This window comes from Bordetella saccharivorans, assembly GCF_045862855.1.
GTDB classification, from domain to species: Bacteria; Pseudomonadota; Gammaproteobacteria; order Burkholderiales; family Burkholderiaceae_B; genus Bordetella_A; species Bordetella_A petrii_F.
The window spans coordinates 3,598,013-3,613,014 of record NZ_BAAFZO010000001.1; the positions used below are offsets into that span (position 1 = coordinate 3,598,013).

Sequence of the window (15,002 nt, forward strand, 5' to 3'; positions counted from 1 at the left end):
CCATGGAAACCGCCGAACGCGTCAATCTGCTGGGCCTCGATGGCGCCGCCCTGTCCGACCTGGTCGGGCAATGGGGCGGCAAGCCGTTTCGCGCCCGCCAGCTGCAGCGCTGGATCCACCAGCGCTGCGCCGACTCGTTCGACGCCATGACCGACCTGGCCCGCGACTTCCGCGGCCAGCTTGCGCAACGCTGCCGCATCGAGGCGCCGCCGGTCAACACCGAGCAGCGCTCCTCCGATGGCACGCGCAAGTGGCTGTTCGACGTGGGCCAGGGCAATGCCATCGAAACTGTCTTCATTCCCGAAGACGACCGCGGCACGCTGTGCGTGTCCAGCCAGGCCGGCTGTGCCGTCAACTGCCGCTTCTGCTCCACCGGCCACCAGGGTTTCAACCGCAATCTCACCACCGGCGAGATCATCGGGCAGCTCTGGTGGGCCAAGCGCGTGCTCGAGGCCGATGCCGGCACGGCGCGGCTCGGCGGCGGGCGCGGCGACGACACGCGGGTGGTCAGCAACGTGGTCATGATGGGCATGGGCGAGCCGCTGCTCAACTACGACCAGCTCGTGCCGGCCTTGCGCCTCATGCTGGACGACAATGCGTACGGGCTGTCGCGCCGCCGCGTCACGGTGTCCACCTCCGGCGTGGTCCCCATGATGGACCGCCTGGCACAGGACTGCCCGGTGGCGCTGGCCGTCTCGCTGCACGCGCCCACCGATGGGCTGCGCGACGAACTCGTGCCGCTCAACAAGAAGTACCCGCTCGCAGAGCTGCTGGCGGCCTGCGAGCGCTACCTGGCCTTCGCGCCGCGCGACTTCATCACGTTCGAATACTGCATGCTGGACGGCATCAACGATACCGACCAGCACGCCAGGGAGCTCATCCAGGTGGCCCGGCAAGTGCGCTGCAAGCTCAACCTGATTCCTTTCAACCCGTTTCCGGCCTCGGGCCTGAAGCGTTCGCCCTCCGCCCGCGTCAAGGTTTTCGCCCAGCGCCTGATGGACGCCGGTATCGTCACCACGGTGCGCAAGACGCGCGGCGACGACATCGACGCCGCCTGTGGCCAGCTCGCGGGCGAAGTGCGCGACCGTACCCGCGTCGCCCAGCGCAACGCCGCCCGGACCATTCCCATCGCACAGGTACAGGCATGACGCAGGACCTCGATCCGGCAGTCCCCCGAACCGAATCGCCCGCGGCGGCGCCGTCCGTCGGCCAGGCGCTGCACGCGCTGCGCGTGGCCAAGGGGTGGTCGCTCGACGAAGTCTCCAGCCGCATCAAGTTCTCGGCGCGCCAGATCCAGGCGCTCGAGAGCGAGCAGTGGGCCAAGCTGCCCACCGGCGTTTCGCTGCGCGGCCTGATCCGCAGTTACGCGCGCCTGCTGGATGCCGACGCGCCCGCCATCGTGGCCTCGCTCGAATCGCGGATCGCCGCCGCCCCGGCGGGCGTCCCGGGACGGCGCCTGGCCCATACCGTGCCGGTGCCGATCCCCTCGTCGGACGACGATCGCTCCTCCATGCCATGGGGCTGGCTGCTGGCCATCGTGGCCTTGCTGGCCGTGCTGGTGGCGTATGCTTTCTGGCAGGGCTGGCTGCCCGCCGACTGGCTGCCCTGGTTTTCGCCGCTGAACTCGTAATCCCGGTACACGCATGCAAGAGCCGTCCCCGCCCTGCCAAGATGCCCCGCCGCCCGAGGTGGGCGCCGCGCCGCGCCGGCCGACGCGCGCGGTCGCCGTGAAGTGGGGCGACCGCGTGGTCACTATCGGCGGCCCGGCGCCGGTCGTGGTGCAATCCATGACCAACACCGACACCGCCGACGCCATTGCCACGGCCATCCAGGTCAAGGAGCTCGCCCAGGCGGGTTCCGAACTCGTGCGCATCACGGTGAACACTCCGGAGGCCGCGCGCGAGGTCATCGCCATACGCGAGCAGCTCGACCGCATGGGCGTGTCGGTGCCGCTGGTCGGCGATTTCCACTACAACGGCCACAAGCTGCTGACGCAGTTCCCCGATTGCGCGCAGGCGCTCTCCAAGTACCGCATCAACCCCGGCAACATGGGCGGCGGCAAGCGCCGCGACGACAATTTCGCCCAGATGATCGAAGTGGCCTGCCGCTACGACAAACCGGTGCGCATCGGCGTCAACTGGGGCAGTCTCGACCACGAACTGATGGCGCGCAAGATGGACGAGAACAGCCGCCGCGCCCAGCCCTGGGAGGCCCAGGCGGTGATGCGCGACGCGCTGGTGGTCTCGGCCATCAGCAATGCGCGCCGCGCCGAGGAACTCGGCCTGCGCGGCGATGCCATCATCCTGTCGTGCAAGGTCAGCCACGTGCAGGACCTCATCGCCGTCTATGGCGACCTCTCCGCGCGCTGCGACTACCCGCTGCACCTGGGCCTGACCGAAGCGGGCATGGGCAGCAAGGGCATCGTCGCCTCGACCGCCGCGCTGGCAGTGCTGCTGCAGCAGGGCATCGGCGACACCATTCGCATCTCGCTCACGCCCGAACCTGGCGGAGACCGCGCGCGCGAAGTCATCGTCGCGCAGGAAATCCTGCAGACCATGAACCTGCGCGCCTTTACGCCGATGGTCGTGGCCTGCCCGGGCTGCGGGCGCACCAGCAGCACATTCTTCCAGGAACTGGCCGACAGCATCCAGTCGTACCTGCGGCGCCAGATGCCGGTGTGGCGGACGCGCTACCCCGGGGTCGAGAGCATGAACGTCGCGGTCATGGGCTGCGTGGTCAACGGCCCCGGCGAAAGCCGCCATGCCGATATCGGCATCAGCCTGCCTGGCACTGGCGAGGTGCCGGCCGCGCCCGTGTTCATCGACGGCGAGCGCACGGTCACTCTCAAGGGCGACCGCATTGCCGAAGAGTTCCAGACCATTGTCGAAGACTACGTCGCGCGCCGCTACGGCGCGTCGGCGACTCACTAAAAATAAGGGCTGAGCCGCCAGGTGCGCCGCGTTGCGGGCCATTGCGGCATGACGAAGATGACGCAAGCTTTCCAGAAAGTCGCCGCGATCCGCGGCATGAATGATGTACTGCCGGGCGACGGCGCCCGCTGGGAACGATTCGAGCAGATCGTGCGCGACTGGCTGCACGGCTACGGCTACCGCAATGTGCGCACCCCCATTCTCGAGCATACGCGCCTGTTCGCGCGCGGCATCGGCGAAGTGACCGACATCGTCGAGAAAGAGATGTACACCTTCACCGATGCGCTCAATGGCGATTCGCTGACCATGCGGCCCGAGATGACCGCCGGGGTGGTGCGCGCCAGCATCGAGCACAACCTGCTGTACGACCGGCCGCAGCGCGTCTACAGCATCGGGCCGGTGTTCCGCCATGAACGGCCGCAGCGCGGGCGCTATCGCCAGTTCCACCAGATCGACGTCGAGGCCCTGGGCTTTGCCGGCCCCGATGTCGATGCCGAGCTCATCGTCATGCTGGCGCGCCTGTGGAAGCTGCTGGGCCTGGCCGACGTGCGCCTCGAGCTGAATTCGCTGGGCCAGCCGGCCGAGCGCGCGGCCCATCGCGCCGCGCTCATCGAGCACCTCGAGCGCCATCGCGACATCCTCGACGAAGACGGCCTGCGGCGCCTGTACAGCAATCCGCTGCGGGTGCTGGACACCAAGAACCCGGCCATGCAGGCCATGGCCGACAGCGCGCCGCGCCTGTTCGACTTCCTGGGCGACGAATCGCGCGCCCACTTCGACGGCGTGTGCCAGCGCTTGGCAGATGCCGGCATCGAATACCGCCTCAATCCGCGCCTGGTGCGCGGGCTCGATTACTACAACCTGACCGTTTTCGAATGGGTCACCGATCGCCTGGGCGCGCAGGGCACCGTGTGCGGCGGCGGACGCTATGATGGCCTGGTCGAGCTGCTGGGCGGCAAGCCGGCTCCGGCGGTCGGCTTCGCCATCGGCATGGAGCGCCTGCTCGATCTCTGGGAGCAAAGCGCGCCGTCCACGCCCACGCCCGAATGCGAGATCTATGTCGTGCACCAGGGCGAGGACGCGCAGCGCCTGGCCGCGCGCGTCGGCGAACAACTGCGCGACGCCGGCCTGGCCGTCATCGTGCATGCGGGTTCGGCGGGCTTCAAGTCGCAGTTCAAGCGGGCCGATGCCAGCGGGGCGCGGGTTGCGGTTATCCTTGGCAGCGATGAAGTGGCCGCCCAGGCCGCCAGCGTCAAGTACCTGCGCGCCGAGCCGGCAGGCGAAGCCGCGCAGCAGCAAGTGCCGCTGGACAGGTTGGCCGACGTTTTGAAATCCAAGGGTTAGCATGGCATACGATCTCGAAGAACAGGAACAACTCGACGCGCTCAAGGCGTGGTGGGCGCGCTATGGCACGCTGGTGCTCACGCTGGCGGCCGTGGTGGCCCTGGCCTGGGGCGGCTGGTGGAGCTGGAAGGCCTACCAGACCCATCGCGCCAATCAGGCGATGGGCTACTTCGAGGCGCTCGAAGACGCCGCCCGCCTGGGCGGGGCCGACGCCGCCGTGCGCATCAAGGCCGCCGCCTCGACGCTGCGCGACGACTATCCGTCCACCGGCTATGCGGCCCGCGGGGCGCTGGTGGCGGCGCATGCCCTGAAAGAGCAGGACGACCTCGCCGGCGCGCGCGAACAGCTCGAATGGCTCGCCGGGCAGTCCAAGCATCCGGCCCTGCAACCGGTGGCGCGGGTGCGTCTGGCCGGGCTGCTGCTCGACCAGAAACAATACGATGCCGCCCTGGCCCAGCTGGATAACCCGCCGCCTGCGTTCGCCGCGTTGTACGCCGACCGCCGTGGCGATGTCCTGGCCGCGCAGGGCAAGCATGACGAGGCCCGGAAGGCCTGGCAGGCCGCGCTCGACGGCCTGGATGCCGCCGACCCCTTGCGACAAGCCGTGCAACTCAAACTGGATGCCCTGAGCGGAGCCTGAACGTATGCGTATCTTCCGTCATGGCCGCGCCTGGCGCGGCGCCGCCCTGGTCGCCGGACTGCTCGCCCTGTCCGGTTGCTCGATGTTTTCCAGCAACGACGACCGCTACGAACCCACGCCGCTGACCGAATACGCGCCCGGCATGTCGGTGCGCTCGGTCTGGTCCACCTCTGTTGGCAGCGGCTCCGGCCTGGGGTTCGTGCCCACGGTGGTCAATGACGCGGTCTACGCGGCCACGCCCGACGGTTCGGTGGCCAAGCTCGACCTGGCCAGCGGCAAAGTGCTCTGGAAGGCCTCGGCCGACACCAAGCTGTCGGCGGGCGCGGGCAGCGACGGCACCACCACCGTGGTCGCTTCGCCGCTGGGCGACGTGATCGCTTTCGACGACACCGGCAAGGTCAAATGGAAGGCGCGCGCCACCAGCGACGTCTCGATCGCGCCGGTGGTCGGCTATGGCGTGGTGGTGGTGCGCAGCGGCGACTACCGCATCCAGGCGTTCAATATCGAAACCGGCGAACGGGTCTGGAGCCTGCAGCGCCCGGGGCCCGCGCTGGCGCTGCGCAGCAACGCGCAAATGATCATGGCCGAAGGCCTGGTCATCACCGGCCTGCCTGGCGGCAAGCTGCTGGCCATCAATGTCGGCAGCGGCAACGTCCAATGGGAAGGCACGGTGGCCACGCCGCGCGGCGCCAGCGACCTGGAGCGCCTGACCGACGTGGTGGGCGCGCCGCGCATCGCCGGCAGCCTGCTGTGCGCCGTGGCGTACCAGGGGCGCATCGTCTGCTTCGATGTCACCCAGGGCGGCCGCCCGATCTGGGCCAAGGACTTCTCCAGCTCCAGCGGCATGACGCTGGATGGCCGGTTCGCCTATGCGGCGGACCAGCACGGTGTCGTCAACGCGTTCGCGCTCGACAGCGGCGCCAATGTCTGGAAGCAATCCGCGCTCAAGAACCGCAAGCTGACCTCGCCGGCGCTGCTGGGCGAGGCCATCGGGGTAGGCGACCTGGACGGCTATGTCCATTTCCTGTCGCGCAGCGACGGCCGCCTGCTGGCCCGCCTGTCGGTCGGCGGCGACGCCATCGTCTCGCCTCCGCAGACCACGCAGCGGGGCGTGCTGGTGCAGACCGGCAACGGCAACCTCGTGCTGGTCGGCACCAACTGAACCTAACCTTGTAAGCCTTACCGTGTCCTTCAAACCCGTTGTCGCCCTGGTCGGCCGTCCCAATGTGGGCAAGTCGACCCTCTTCAACCGCCTGACGCGCTCGCGGGCGGCGCTGGTGGCCGACTATTCCGGCCTGACGCGCGACCGTCATTACGGCGAGGGCAGGGTGGGCGACACGCCTTTCATTGTCATCGATACCGGCGGTTTCGAGCCGGTGGCGAAGTCCGGCATCCTGCGCGAAATGGCGCGCCAGACCCGCCAGGCCATCGCCGAGGCCGACGTGGTGGTGTTCCTGGTCGACGCGCGGGCCGGCGTCAATGCGCACGACCACGAGATCGCCCAGCTGCTGCGCAAATCGGGCCAGCAGCGGGTGGTGCTGGCCGTCAACAAGGCCGAGGGCATGGGCGTGGGCAGCGCCACCAGCGAATTCCACGAACTGGGCCTGGGCCAGCCATACCCGATCTCGGCGGCGCACGGCGACGGTATCGTCGATCTCATCGGCCTGGCCTTGCAGGGCCTGGCCGAACCGGAACCCGAAGCGCCGGTCGAGGCCGGCCAGGAGCTCCCTCCCGATCACCGTATCAAGCTGGCCATCGTCGGCCGGCCCAACGTCGGCAAGTCGACCCTCATCAACACCCTGCTCGGCGAAGACCGCGTCATCGCGTTCGACATGCCGGGCACCACGCGCGATGCCATCGAGATCGACTTCGAGCGCGATGGCCGCAAGTACACCTTGATCGACACCGCCGGCCTGCGCCGGCGCGGCAAGGTATTCGAGGCGGTCGAGAAATTCTCGGTCATCAAGACGCTGCAGGCCATCGAGGCCAGCAACGTCGTGCTGCTGATGCTCGACGCCCAGACCGAAGTGTCGGAGCAGGACGCGCACATTGCCGGCTTCGTCCTCGAGACCGGCCGCGCCGTGGTCGTGGCCATCAACAAATGGGACGGCCTGGACACCGACCAGCGCGAACGCATCGAGCGCGAATTCCACCGCAAGCTGCGCTTCCTGTCGTTCGCGCCCACCCACACCATTTCCGCCCTGAAGGGGCAGGGCATCAAGCCCGTGCTCAAGTCGGTGGTGGCCGCGCACGCCGCCGCATTCGCCAAGCTGCCCACCCCCAAGCTGACGCGTGCGCTGCAGGCCGCCGTCGAGCAGCAGCCGCCGCCGCGCAAAGGCATCTTCCGGCCGAAGATGCGCTACGCCCACCAGGGCGGGCAGAATCCGCCGCTGATCGTCATCCATGGCAACGCGCTGGACGCCATTCCGGACTCCTATCGCCGCTACCTGGAAACCCGTTTCCGCGATGTCTTCAAGCTGGCCGGCACGCCGCTGCGTATCGAGTTCAAGTCGTCGCGCAATCCCTATGCGCAGGAAAGCTGATTCATGAGTCGCTACTGGAGCCCCGTGGTCGGGACGCTCAGCCCCTATGTGCCGGGCGAACAGCCGAAGCTGCAGGACCTGGTCAAGCTCAACACCAACGAACATCCCGCCGGCCCGTCGCCCAAGGTGCTGCAGGCTATCCGCAATGCCTGCGACGACAGCCTGAGGCTGTATCCGGACCCGGGCTCCGACCGCCTGCGCCAGGCCATCGCCGCCAATTTCCGCGTGCAGCCGGACCAGGTGTTCGTCGGCAACGGTTCCGACGAAGTCCTGGCGCACGCCTTCCAGGCCCTGCTCAAGCACGACCGGCCGCTGCGTTTCCCTGACATTACCTACAGCTTCTATCCGGTGTACTGCGGGCTGTACCAGATCGCCTACCAGGCGGTGCCGCTCACCGAGGAATTCTGTATCGATGTGCAAGACTACCTGCCGGCCGCGGGCGAGGCGGGCGGCATCATTCTGCCCAATCCCAATGCGCCCACCGGCCGCGCGCTGGCGTTGGCGGATATCGAACATATCGTCGCCGCCAATCCCGACATCGTGGTGGTGGTCGACGAAGCCTATGTGGATTTCGGGGCCGAATCCGCGGTGGAGCTGGTAGCCCGGCATGACAACCTGCTGGTGATCCAGACTTTGTCCAAGTCGCGCTCCCTGGCGGGCCTGCGGGTGGGGTTCGCCATCGGCAGCCGGGTGCTCATCGAGGCCCTCGAGCGCGTCAAGAACAGCTTCAATTCCTACCCCATCGACCGGCTCGCCGAAGCCGGGGCGGTGGCGGCGCTGGAGGACACCGCCTATTTCGAGCGCACCCGGCAGGCCGTCATCGCCACGCGCGAGCGGCTGACCGCCGATCTGCAGGCGCTGGGGTTCGAGGTCCTGCCATCCGCCGCCAATTTCGTCTTCGCACGCCACCCGCGCCACGACGGGGCGGCCCTGGCGGCGGCCCTGCGCGAGCGCAGCATCATCGTGCGCCATTTCCGCCAGGCCCGCATCGACCAGTTCCTGCGCATCACCGTGGGGACCGAGGCGCAGTGCGGCCGACTGGTCGAGGCGCTGAAGAACATCCTCGCCGGGTAATGGCGCGCCGTCTGACACCTTATGAAAGAATTTGCCCCGCCGGGCAAGTGGCACGGGCCGGGAAAACCCTGTAGAGTACATATTTCGGCGTCTGCCACCACTCAAAACAAACAATTGGAGCCTGGCCAATGAGCAATAAAGGGCAAACTCTGCAAGATCCGTTTCTGAACACGCTGCGCAAAGAACATGTCCCCGTGTCCATCTATCTGGTGAACGGCATCAAGCTGCAAGGGCAAATAGAATCTTTCGATCAATACGTGGTGCTGCTGCGCAATACCGTCACGCAAATGGTCTACAAGCATGCCATTTCCACGGTCGTTCCGGCACGCGCCGTCAATTTCCAGGTGGATGTGCCCGCTGAATAATCGTCACGCTCCAGCTGTACCTTTTCCTGCCCGCCGCACGTTTCGTGTCGGCGGGCATTTTCGCTGTGGCGGGGTGCCTGCATGCGCGCACTGATCATCAGCGTCGATCTGGGCAGTCCCGATTTCACCGCGCATGCCGAGGAATTCGCCATGCTGGCGCGCGGTGCCGGCGCTGAAATCGTCGGCACCGTCACCGCGCGCCGCGACCGGCCCGATGCCAAGTTCTTCATCGGCTCGGGCAAGGTCCAGGAGGCCGTCGCCATGGCCGGCGCGCTGCTGGCCGACATCGTCCTGTTCGACCAGCCGCTGTCGCCGGCCCAGCAGCGCAATCTCGAGCGCGAGTTCAACCTGCGGGTGGTCGACCGGGTCGCGCTCATCCTGGATATTTTCGCGCTGCGCGCCAAGAGCCACGAGGGCAAGCTGCAAGTCGAGCTGGCGCAATTGCAGCACCTGGTCACCCGCCTGACGCGCCTCTGGACCCACCTGGAGCGCCAGCGCGGCGGCATCGGCATGCGCGGGCCGGGCGAATCGCAGCTCGAAATGGACCGCCGCATGATCGGCGCCAAGGTCAAGGTGCTGCGCGAACGCCTCGACCGGGTCGAGCGCCAGCGGGTCACCCAGCGCCGCGCCCGCGCGCGCGGGGGGGCGCTGTCGGTCTCGCTGGTGGGCTACACCAATGCCGGCAAGTCCACGCTGTTCAATGCCCTGACGCGGGCCGGGGCCTATGCGGCCGACCAGCTCTTCGCCACCCTGGACACCACCACGCGCCGCATCTGGATCGAAGGCACCGGCTCGGTAGTGCTGTCCGACACCGTGGGGTTCATCCGGGACCTGCCGCCCAACCTGATCGCCGCCTTCCGCGCCACCCTGGAGGAAACCATCCACGCCGACGTGCTGCTGCATGTGGTGGATGCCGCCAGCCCGCAGCGCGACGAGCAGATCGCCGAGGTCCAGAAGGTACTGGCCGAGATCGGGGCCGGGTCGATTCCCACCATTTTGGTGCACAACAAGATCGACCAGGCGGGCCTGGCCCCGCGGGTCGAGCGCGACGCCCATGGTACGATTGCGCGAGTATTCGTAAGCGCTACCGAGCGCGCCGGTCTGGATGCGTTGCGCGGGGCAATTGCAGAGATCGGCCAGATTGTGGGAAACAATGCCTCGAATCACCAAAATCTTCAATCTGAACGACCCGGGCTGGGGTCGCGGCAATAACAATGGTTCGGAGCCGCCCAAGCGGCCGAAAGGCAATGGCGACGGCCCGCCCGACCTCGATGAAGTCTGGCGCGATTTCAACAATCGCATCGGCTCGCTGTTCGGGCGCAAGGGCGGGGGCGGCAACAACCGGCCCGGCAACCGCGGCGGCATGACCCCGCCGTCGCCGCGCGGCGCCCGCATCGGCCTGGGCATCATTGCCCTGGTCCTGGTCCTGCTGTGGCTGGCCAGCGGTTTCTTCATCGTCCAGGAAGGCCAGGTGGCGGTGGTGACGCAGTTCGGCAAGTACAAGAGCACCGCCCAGGCCGGCTTCCAGTGGCGCCTGCCGTATCCCATCCAGAGCCACGAGACCGTCAACATCTCGCAACTGCGCACCTTCGAGGTCGGCTTCCGCGGCAGTTCGCGCAACAAGGTGCTGCCCGAGGCCCTGATGCTCACCACCGACGAGAACATCGTCGACATGCAGTTCGTGGTGCAGTACCGCCTGCGGGCCGATGGCGCGCCCAACTATCTGTTCAACATGCGCGACCCCGACGACTCGGTGCGCCAGGCCGCCGAGACGGCCATGCGCGAAATCGTCGGCAAGAAGCCCATGGATTTCGTCCTGTACGAGGGCCGCACCGAAGTGGCCGTCGAGGTGCAGAACCTGATGCAGCAGATCCTCGACCGCTACCAGTCCGGCATCCAGGTCAGCACCGTGGCGATCCAGAACGTGCAGCCGCCCGAGCAGGTGCAGGCCGCGTTCGACGACGCCGTCAAGGCGGGCCAGGACCGCGAGCGCCAGATCAACGAAGGGCAGGCCTACGCCAACCAGGTCATCCCGATGGCCGGCGGCCAGGCCTCGCGCATGATCGAACAGGCACAGGGCTACAAGGCCAAGGTCATCGGCGACGCCACGGGTGACGCCGCGCGCTTCACCAGCATCCTGGCCGAATACCAGAAGGCGCCGGAGATCATGCGCGAGCGCATGTACCTGGAAACCATGCAGCAGATCTTCTCGCGGGCCAGCAAGGTCATGGTCGACACCAAGGGCAGCAACAACATGCTGTACCTGCCGCTCGACAAGATCATGCAGCAGACGGCGCGCGACGCGACGGTCAAGCCGACCGCGCTGCCTGGCGCCAGCCAGCCCACCATTCCGCAGCCCCCTCCGCGCAGTACCGGAGCGAGCTCTTCCGGCAACGACGGCAGCGGCAACACGCTGACCCGCGACCGCATGTCGCGCTAACCCGGAGGAGCCCACATCATGCAACGTTTCATGCCCGTCCTGGTCGGCCTCCTGCTCGTGCTGGCCGCGCTGTCTTCCTGCGTATTCATCGTGCGCGAGCGCGACTACGCCCTGGTGTTCTCGCTGGGCGAGGTGCGCAAGGTCATCAACGAGCCCGGCCTGTACTTCAAGGCGCCGCCGCCGTTCCAGAACGTCGTCACCATCGACAAGCGCATCCTCACCATCGAGTCGACCGACGCCGAGCGCATCCAGACTTCCGAGAAGAAGAACCTGCTGATCGATTCCTACGTCAAGTGGCGCATTGCCGACCCGCGGCTGTACTACATCACTTTCGGCGGCAACGAGCGCGCCGCGCAGGAACGCCTGCAGGCGCAGATCCGCGACTCGCTCAACGCGTCGGTGAACGTGCGCACCGTCAAGGAAGTGGTGTCGGCCGAGCGCGACAAGATCATGAACGAGATCCTCACCACGGTGGCCAAGCGCGCCGAACCGCTGGGGGTCGAGGTGGTCGACGTGCGGCTGCGCCGCATCGAATTCGCTCCCGAGATTTCCGAGTCGGTCTATCGCCGCATGGAGGCCGAGCGCACCCGCGTCGCCAACGAGCTGCGCTCCATCGGCGCGGCCGAGAGCGAGAAGATCCGCGCCGAGGCCGACCGCCAGCGCGAGGTCATCCTGGCCGAAGCCTACGCCAAGTCGCAGACCATCATGGGCGAGGGCGATGCCGAAGCCAGCTCCCTGTACGCGGCAGCCTTCGGCAAGGATCCGGCCTTCTACTCGTTCTACAAGAGCCTCGAGGCCTACCGCTCGTCGTTCTCGAATTCGAACGACGTCCTGGTGGTCGATCCCAGCTCCGAATACTTCCAGTTCATGAAGAGCTCCACCGGGCAGGCCGCCCCGGCCAAGTAACGGCCCGCCGGGCGCCGCCGGGGCAGGGCACGGCCCGGCGGCGTCCTGCACGAACGCGTAAACCATGTACAATATCGCGTAAGCTAGAAAACATTCCGCAGGCGGCTGAGCGGGCTTACGCCCTCTCAGCCGCTTTCGTTTTGGGCGTTGCCCACGCATTTCAGGTGTCATTCAGGTAAACACTCATGGGTAACTGGCTGCTGCCCGAGAGCCTCGCCGACGTGCTTCCGGCCGAGGCCCGGCGCATCGAGGAACTGCGCCGCGAGCTTCTCGACCTTTACCGTACCTACGGCTTCGAGCTGGTCGCGCCGCCCCTGGTCGAATATATCGATTCGTTGCTGTCGGGCACCGGCAGCGACTTGAATCTGCGCACGTGCAAGCTGGTCGACCAGCTGTCCGGCCGCACGCTGGGGGTGCGGGCCGACATGACGCCGCAGGTCACCCGCATCGATGCGCACTTGCTGAACCGGCCCGGGGTCACCCGGCTGTGCTATTGCGGCACCGTGCTGCACGCCCGGCCGGCCGACCTCCTGTCCAGCCGCGAACTGCTGCAGATCGGCGCCGAAATCTACGGCCATGCCGGCTTCGAGGCCGATCTCGAAATCATTTCGCTGGTGCTGGAAACCGTGGCGGTGGCCGGGCTGCGCCAGCCACGGCTCGACCTGTGCCATCCCGGCGTGGTGCGGGCCATACTCGATGCCGATCCGGCCGCCGCGGCCTGGGCCGAGGACATCATCCTGCTGCTGCGGGAAAAGGACGTGCCCGGCCTGGCCGAGCTCGCCGCCCGGGCCGAGGGCATGCGGGCCGACACGCTGCAGGCGTTGCAGCGGCTGCCCGCCCTGTATGGCGGCCCGGATGTCATCAAGCAGGCGCGCCATGACCTGCCGCTGTTGCCCGGGGTGGCGGCGGCGCTCGACGCCCTGCAGGTCATCGTGGATTCGCTGGCCGGCGTCACGCCCGGCGTCGACCTGGCCGACATCGGCGGCTACGGCTATCACTCCGGCGTCACCTTCGCACTGTATGCCGAAGGCTGGCACGACGCGCTGGTCAGCGGCGGCCGCTACGACGACGTCAGCCGGGCCTTCGGGCGGGCGCGGCCGGCGACGGGCTTCAGCCTCGACCTGCGCAAGCTGGCGCGCGGCCTGCCGCCTGCCGGCCCGGCGCGCGCCGTGCGGGCTCCCTGGGGCCAGGATGCCGCCCTGGTCGAGGCCGTCCGGCGGCTGCGCCGTTCGGGCGAAATCGTGGTCCAGGTGCTGCCGGGCCACGAGCAAAGCCTGGATGAGTTCATCTGCGACCGCGAATTGGCGCTGCAGGACGGCGCCTGGACGGTCCGGACGCTGTAAAACTGATTCCCTTCCGGCTACGGAAGGGCCGCAGGGAGATTTCCGGATTTCCCGAGAAACTCGATATCGATTCGTACAATGAGCAAGAACGTAGTGGTTATCGGCACCCAATGGGGTGACGAAGGCAAAGGCAAGATCGTCGACTGGCTGGCTGAGTCCGTCCAGGGCGTGGTGCGCTTCCAGGGCGGTCACAACGCCGGCCATACGCTTTGGATCAACGGCAAGAAGACCATCCTGCGCTTGATCCCCTCGGGCATCATGCACCCGGGCGTCACCTGCTTCATCGGCAACGGCGTCGTGCTGTCGCCCGAGGCGCTGCTCAAGGAAATCGAAGAGCTCGAGGCCGCGGGCCTGGACGTCCGCTCGCGCCTGCAGATCTCCGAAGTCTGCCCGCTGATCCTGCCGTACCACATCGCCGTCGACCAGGCGCGCGAGGCCCGCAAGGGCGAGGCCAGGATCGGCACCACCGGCCGCGGCATCGGCCCGGCCTACGAAGACAAGATCGCCCGCCGCGCCCTGCGGGTGCAGGACCTCTTCAACCCCTCGCTGTTCGACGAAAAGCTCGCCGAGCTGCTCGATTACCACAACTTCGTGCTTACCCAGTACCTGGGCGCGCCGGCCGTGTCGGCCGAACAGGTGCGCGACCAGGCCATGGCGCTGGCACCGGCCATCGCGCCCATGGTCAAGGACGTCTCCAGCAACCTGTACTCCATGCAGCAGGCCGGCCAGCAACTGCTGTTCGAAGGCGCGCAAGGGGCGTTGCTCGACGTCGACCATGGCACCTATCCGTTCGTCACCAGCAGCAACTGCCTGGCGGGCGCCGCTTCGGCGGGCGCCGGCGTCGGGCCGCAATCGCTCGATTACGTCCTGGGCATTACCAAGGCCTATACCACGCGCGTCGGCTCCGGCCCTTTCCCCACCGAGCTGGTCGACGAGATCGGCACCCGCCTGGCCACCATCGGCAAGGAATTCGGCTCGGTCACCGGGCGCCCGCGCCGTTGCGGCTGGTTCGACGGCGCCGCGCTCAAGCGGTCCGTGCGCCTGAACGGCATCACCGGCCTGTGCATCACCAAGCTCGACGTCCTGGACGGCTTGGAAAGCATCCAGCTCGGCGTGGGCTATCGCGTCAATGGCGAATTCCGCGATGTGCTGCCCTACGGTGCGCACGCCGTGGCCCAGGCCGAAGCGGTGCTCGAGGAACTGCCCGGCTGGAGCGAGTCCACCGTCGGCATCACCGAATATGCCAAGCTGCCGGCGGCCGCGCGGCGCTACCTGGAGCGTGTCGCCGAAGTCTGCGGCGTGCCCATCGACCTGGTGTCCACCGGCCCCGACCGCAACGAGACCATCGTCCTGCGCCACCCGCTCAAGGGCTGAGCCCCATCCGCCGCGTGCGGGCACGCCGCCCGCCGGGTTATCA

14 protein-coding genes are annotated in these 15,002 nt (G+C 67.6%); all 14 read left to right on the top strand.

Features of this window, described 5'->3' with window-relative positions:
• Positions 1 to 2: 2 nt before the first annotated feature.
• The gene (rlmN, locus tag ACKTT0_RS17140; RefSeq protein ID WP_407851011.1) at positions 3 to 1,148 is read left to right on the top strand and encodes a dual-specificity RNA methyltransferase RlmN; all 1,146 of its coding nucleotides are present in this window, start codon (positions 3 to 5) and stop codon (positions 1,146 to 1,148) included.
• Positions 1,145 to 1,630, top strand: coding sequence for a helix-turn-helix domain-containing protein (locus ACKTT0_RS17145; protein ID WP_407851012.1), 486 nt, complete (start codon positions 1,145 to 1,147; stop codon positions 1,628 to 1,630). Before rlmN ends, ACKTT0_RS17145 begins: the two co-directional genes overlap by 4 nt.
• A 13-nt stretch (positions 1,631 to 1,643) precedes the next feature.
• Positions 1,644 to 2,930, top strand: a complete 1,287-nt coding sequence (gene ispG / locus ACKTT0_RS17150; RefSeq protein WP_407851013.1) for a flavodoxin-dependent (E)-4-hydroxy-3-methylbut-2-enyl-diphosphate synthase — start codon at positions 1,644 to 1,646, stop codon at positions 2,928 to 2,930.
• A 57-nt stretch (positions 2,931 to 2,987) separates the two neighbouring features.
• Positions 2,988 to 4,274: a histidine--tRNA ligase gene (hisS, locus tag ACKTT0_RS17155; RefSeq protein ID WP_407851014.1), complete on the top strand. Its 1,287-nt coding sequence runs from the start codon at positions 2,988 to 2,990 to the stop codon at positions 4,272 to 4,274.
• A 1-nt stretch (position 4,275) separates the two neighbouring features.
• The gene (locus tag ACKTT0_RS17160; protein ID WP_407851015.1) at positions 4,276 to 4,914 is read left to right on the top strand and encodes a YfgM family protein; all 639 of its coding nucleotides are present in this window, start codon (positions 4,276 to 4,278) and stop codon (positions 4,912 to 4,914) included.
• Between the two features lie 4 nt (positions 4,915 to 4,918).
• A complete protein-coding gene (bamB, locus tag ACKTT0_RS17165; RefSeq protein WP_407851016.1) occupies positions 4,919 to 6,076 on the top strand; it encodes an outer membrane protein assembly factor BamB in 1,158 nt (385 codons plus the stop codon).
• A gap of 22 nt (positions 6,077 to 6,098) precedes the next feature.
• Positions 6,099 to 7,457 (top strand): ribosome biogenesis GTPase Der, encoded by a 1,359-nt coding sequence (gene der / locus ACKTT0_RS17170; RefSeq protein WP_407851017.1) that lies wholly within the window; start codon positions 6,099 to 6,101, stop codon positions 7,455 to 7,457.
• A 3-nt stretch (positions 7,458 to 7,460) separates the two neighbouring features.
• A complete protein-coding gene (gene hisC / locus ACKTT0_RS17175; RefSeq protein ID WP_407851018.1) occupies positions 7,461 to 8,531 on the top strand; it encodes a histidinol-phosphate transaminase in 1,071 nt (356 codons plus the stop codon).
• Positions 8,532 to 8,659: 128 nt separating this feature from the next.
• Positions 8,660 to 8,896 carry an RNA chaperone Hfq gene (gene hfq, locus ACKTT0_RS17180; protein WP_012248943.1) on the top strand — a complete coding sequence of 79 codons (237 nt, stop codon included), beginning with the start codon at positions 8,660 to 8,662 and terminating at the stop codon, positions 8,894 to 8,896.
• Positions 8,897 to 8,977: 81 nt separating this feature from the next.
• Positions 8,978 to 10,108 (top strand): GTPase HflX, encoded by a 1,131-nt coding sequence (hflX, locus tag ACKTT0_RS17185; protein WP_407851019.1) that lies wholly within the window; start codon positions 8,978 to 8,980, stop codon positions 10,106 to 10,108.
• On the top strand, positions 10,050 to 11,336 hold the full coding sequence (gene hflK, locus ACKTT0_RS17190) for an FtsH protease activity modulator HflK (RefSeq protein ID WP_407851020.1): 1,287 nt from the start codon (positions 10,050 to 10,052) through the stop codon (positions 11,334 to 11,336). The genes hflX and hflK overlap by 59 nt, the downstream gene beginning before the upstream one ends.
• Positions 11,337 to 11,354: 18 nt before the next feature.
• The gene (gene hflC / locus ACKTT0_RS17195; protein ID WP_407851021.1) at positions 11,355 to 12,242 is read left to right on the top strand and encodes a protease modulator HflC; all 888 of its coding nucleotides are present in this window, start codon (positions 11,355 to 11,357) and stop codon (positions 12,240 to 12,242) included.
• Between the two features lie 185 nt (positions 12,243 to 12,427).
• On the top strand, positions 12,428 to 13,585 hold the full coding sequence (locus ACKTT0_RS17200; RefSeq protein ID WP_407851022.1) for an ATP phosphoribosyltransferase regulatory subunit: 1,158 nt from the start codon (positions 12,428 to 12,430) through the stop codon (positions 13,583 to 13,585).
• A gap of 78 nt (positions 13,586 to 13,663) precedes the next feature.
• Positions 13,664 to 14,959 (top strand): adenylosuccinate synthase, encoded by a 1,296-nt coding sequence (locus ACKTT0_RS17205; RefSeq protein WP_407851023.1) that lies wholly within the window; start codon positions 13,664 to 13,666, stop codon positions 14,957 to 14,959.
• Positions 14,960 to 15,002: the final 43 nt, after the last annotated feature.

Coding starts and splice junctions, on each gene's coding strand:
- rlmN (WP_407851011.1), top strand. CDS start 3: ATGGAAACCGCCGAACGCGTCAATCTGCTGGGCCTCGATGGCGCCGCC.
- ACKTT0_RS17145 (WP_407851012.1), top strand. CDS start 1,145: ATGACGCAGGACCTCGATCCGGCAGTCCCCCGAACCGAATCGCCCGCG.
- ispG (WP_407851013.1), top strand. CDS start 1,644: ATGCAAGAGCCGTCCCCGCCCTGCCAAGATGCCCCGCCGCCCGAGGTG.
- hisS (WP_407851014.1), top strand. CDS start 2,988: ATGACGCAAGCTTTCCAGAAAGTCGCCGCGATCCGCGGCATGAATGAT.
- ACKTT0_RS17160 (WP_407851015.1), top strand. CDS start 4,276: ATGGCATACGATCTCGAAGAACAGGAACAACTCGACGCGCTCAAGGCG.
- bamB (WP_407851016.1), top strand. CDS start 4,919: ATGCGTATCTTCCGTCATGGCCGCGCCTGGCGCGGCGCCGCCCTGGTC.
- hisC (WP_407851018.1), top strand. CDS start 7,461: ATGAGTCGCTACTGGAGCCCCGTGGTCGGGACGCTCAGCCCCTATGTG.
- hfq (WP_012248943.1), top strand. CDS start 8,660: ATGAGCAATAAAGGGCAAACTCTGCAAGATCCGTTTCTGAACACGCTG.
- hflX (WP_407851019.1), top strand. CDS start 8,978: ATGCGCGCACTGATCATCAGCGTCGATCTGGGCAGTCCCGATTTCACC.
- hflK (WP_407851020.1), top strand. CDS start 10,050: ATGCCTCGAATCACCAAAATCTTCAATCTGAACGACCCGGGCTGGGGT.
- hflC (WP_407851021.1), top strand. CDS start 11,355: ATGCAACGTTTCATGCCCGTCCTGGTCGGCCTCCTGCTCGTGCTGGCC.
- ACKTT0_RS17200 (WP_407851022.1), top strand. CDS start 12,428: ATGGGTAACTGGCTGCTGCCCGAGAGCCTCGCCGACGTGCTTCCGGCC.
- ACKTT0_RS17205 (WP_407851023.1), top strand. CDS start 13,664: ATGAGCAAGAACGTAGTGGTTATCGGCACCCAATGGGGTGACGAAGGC.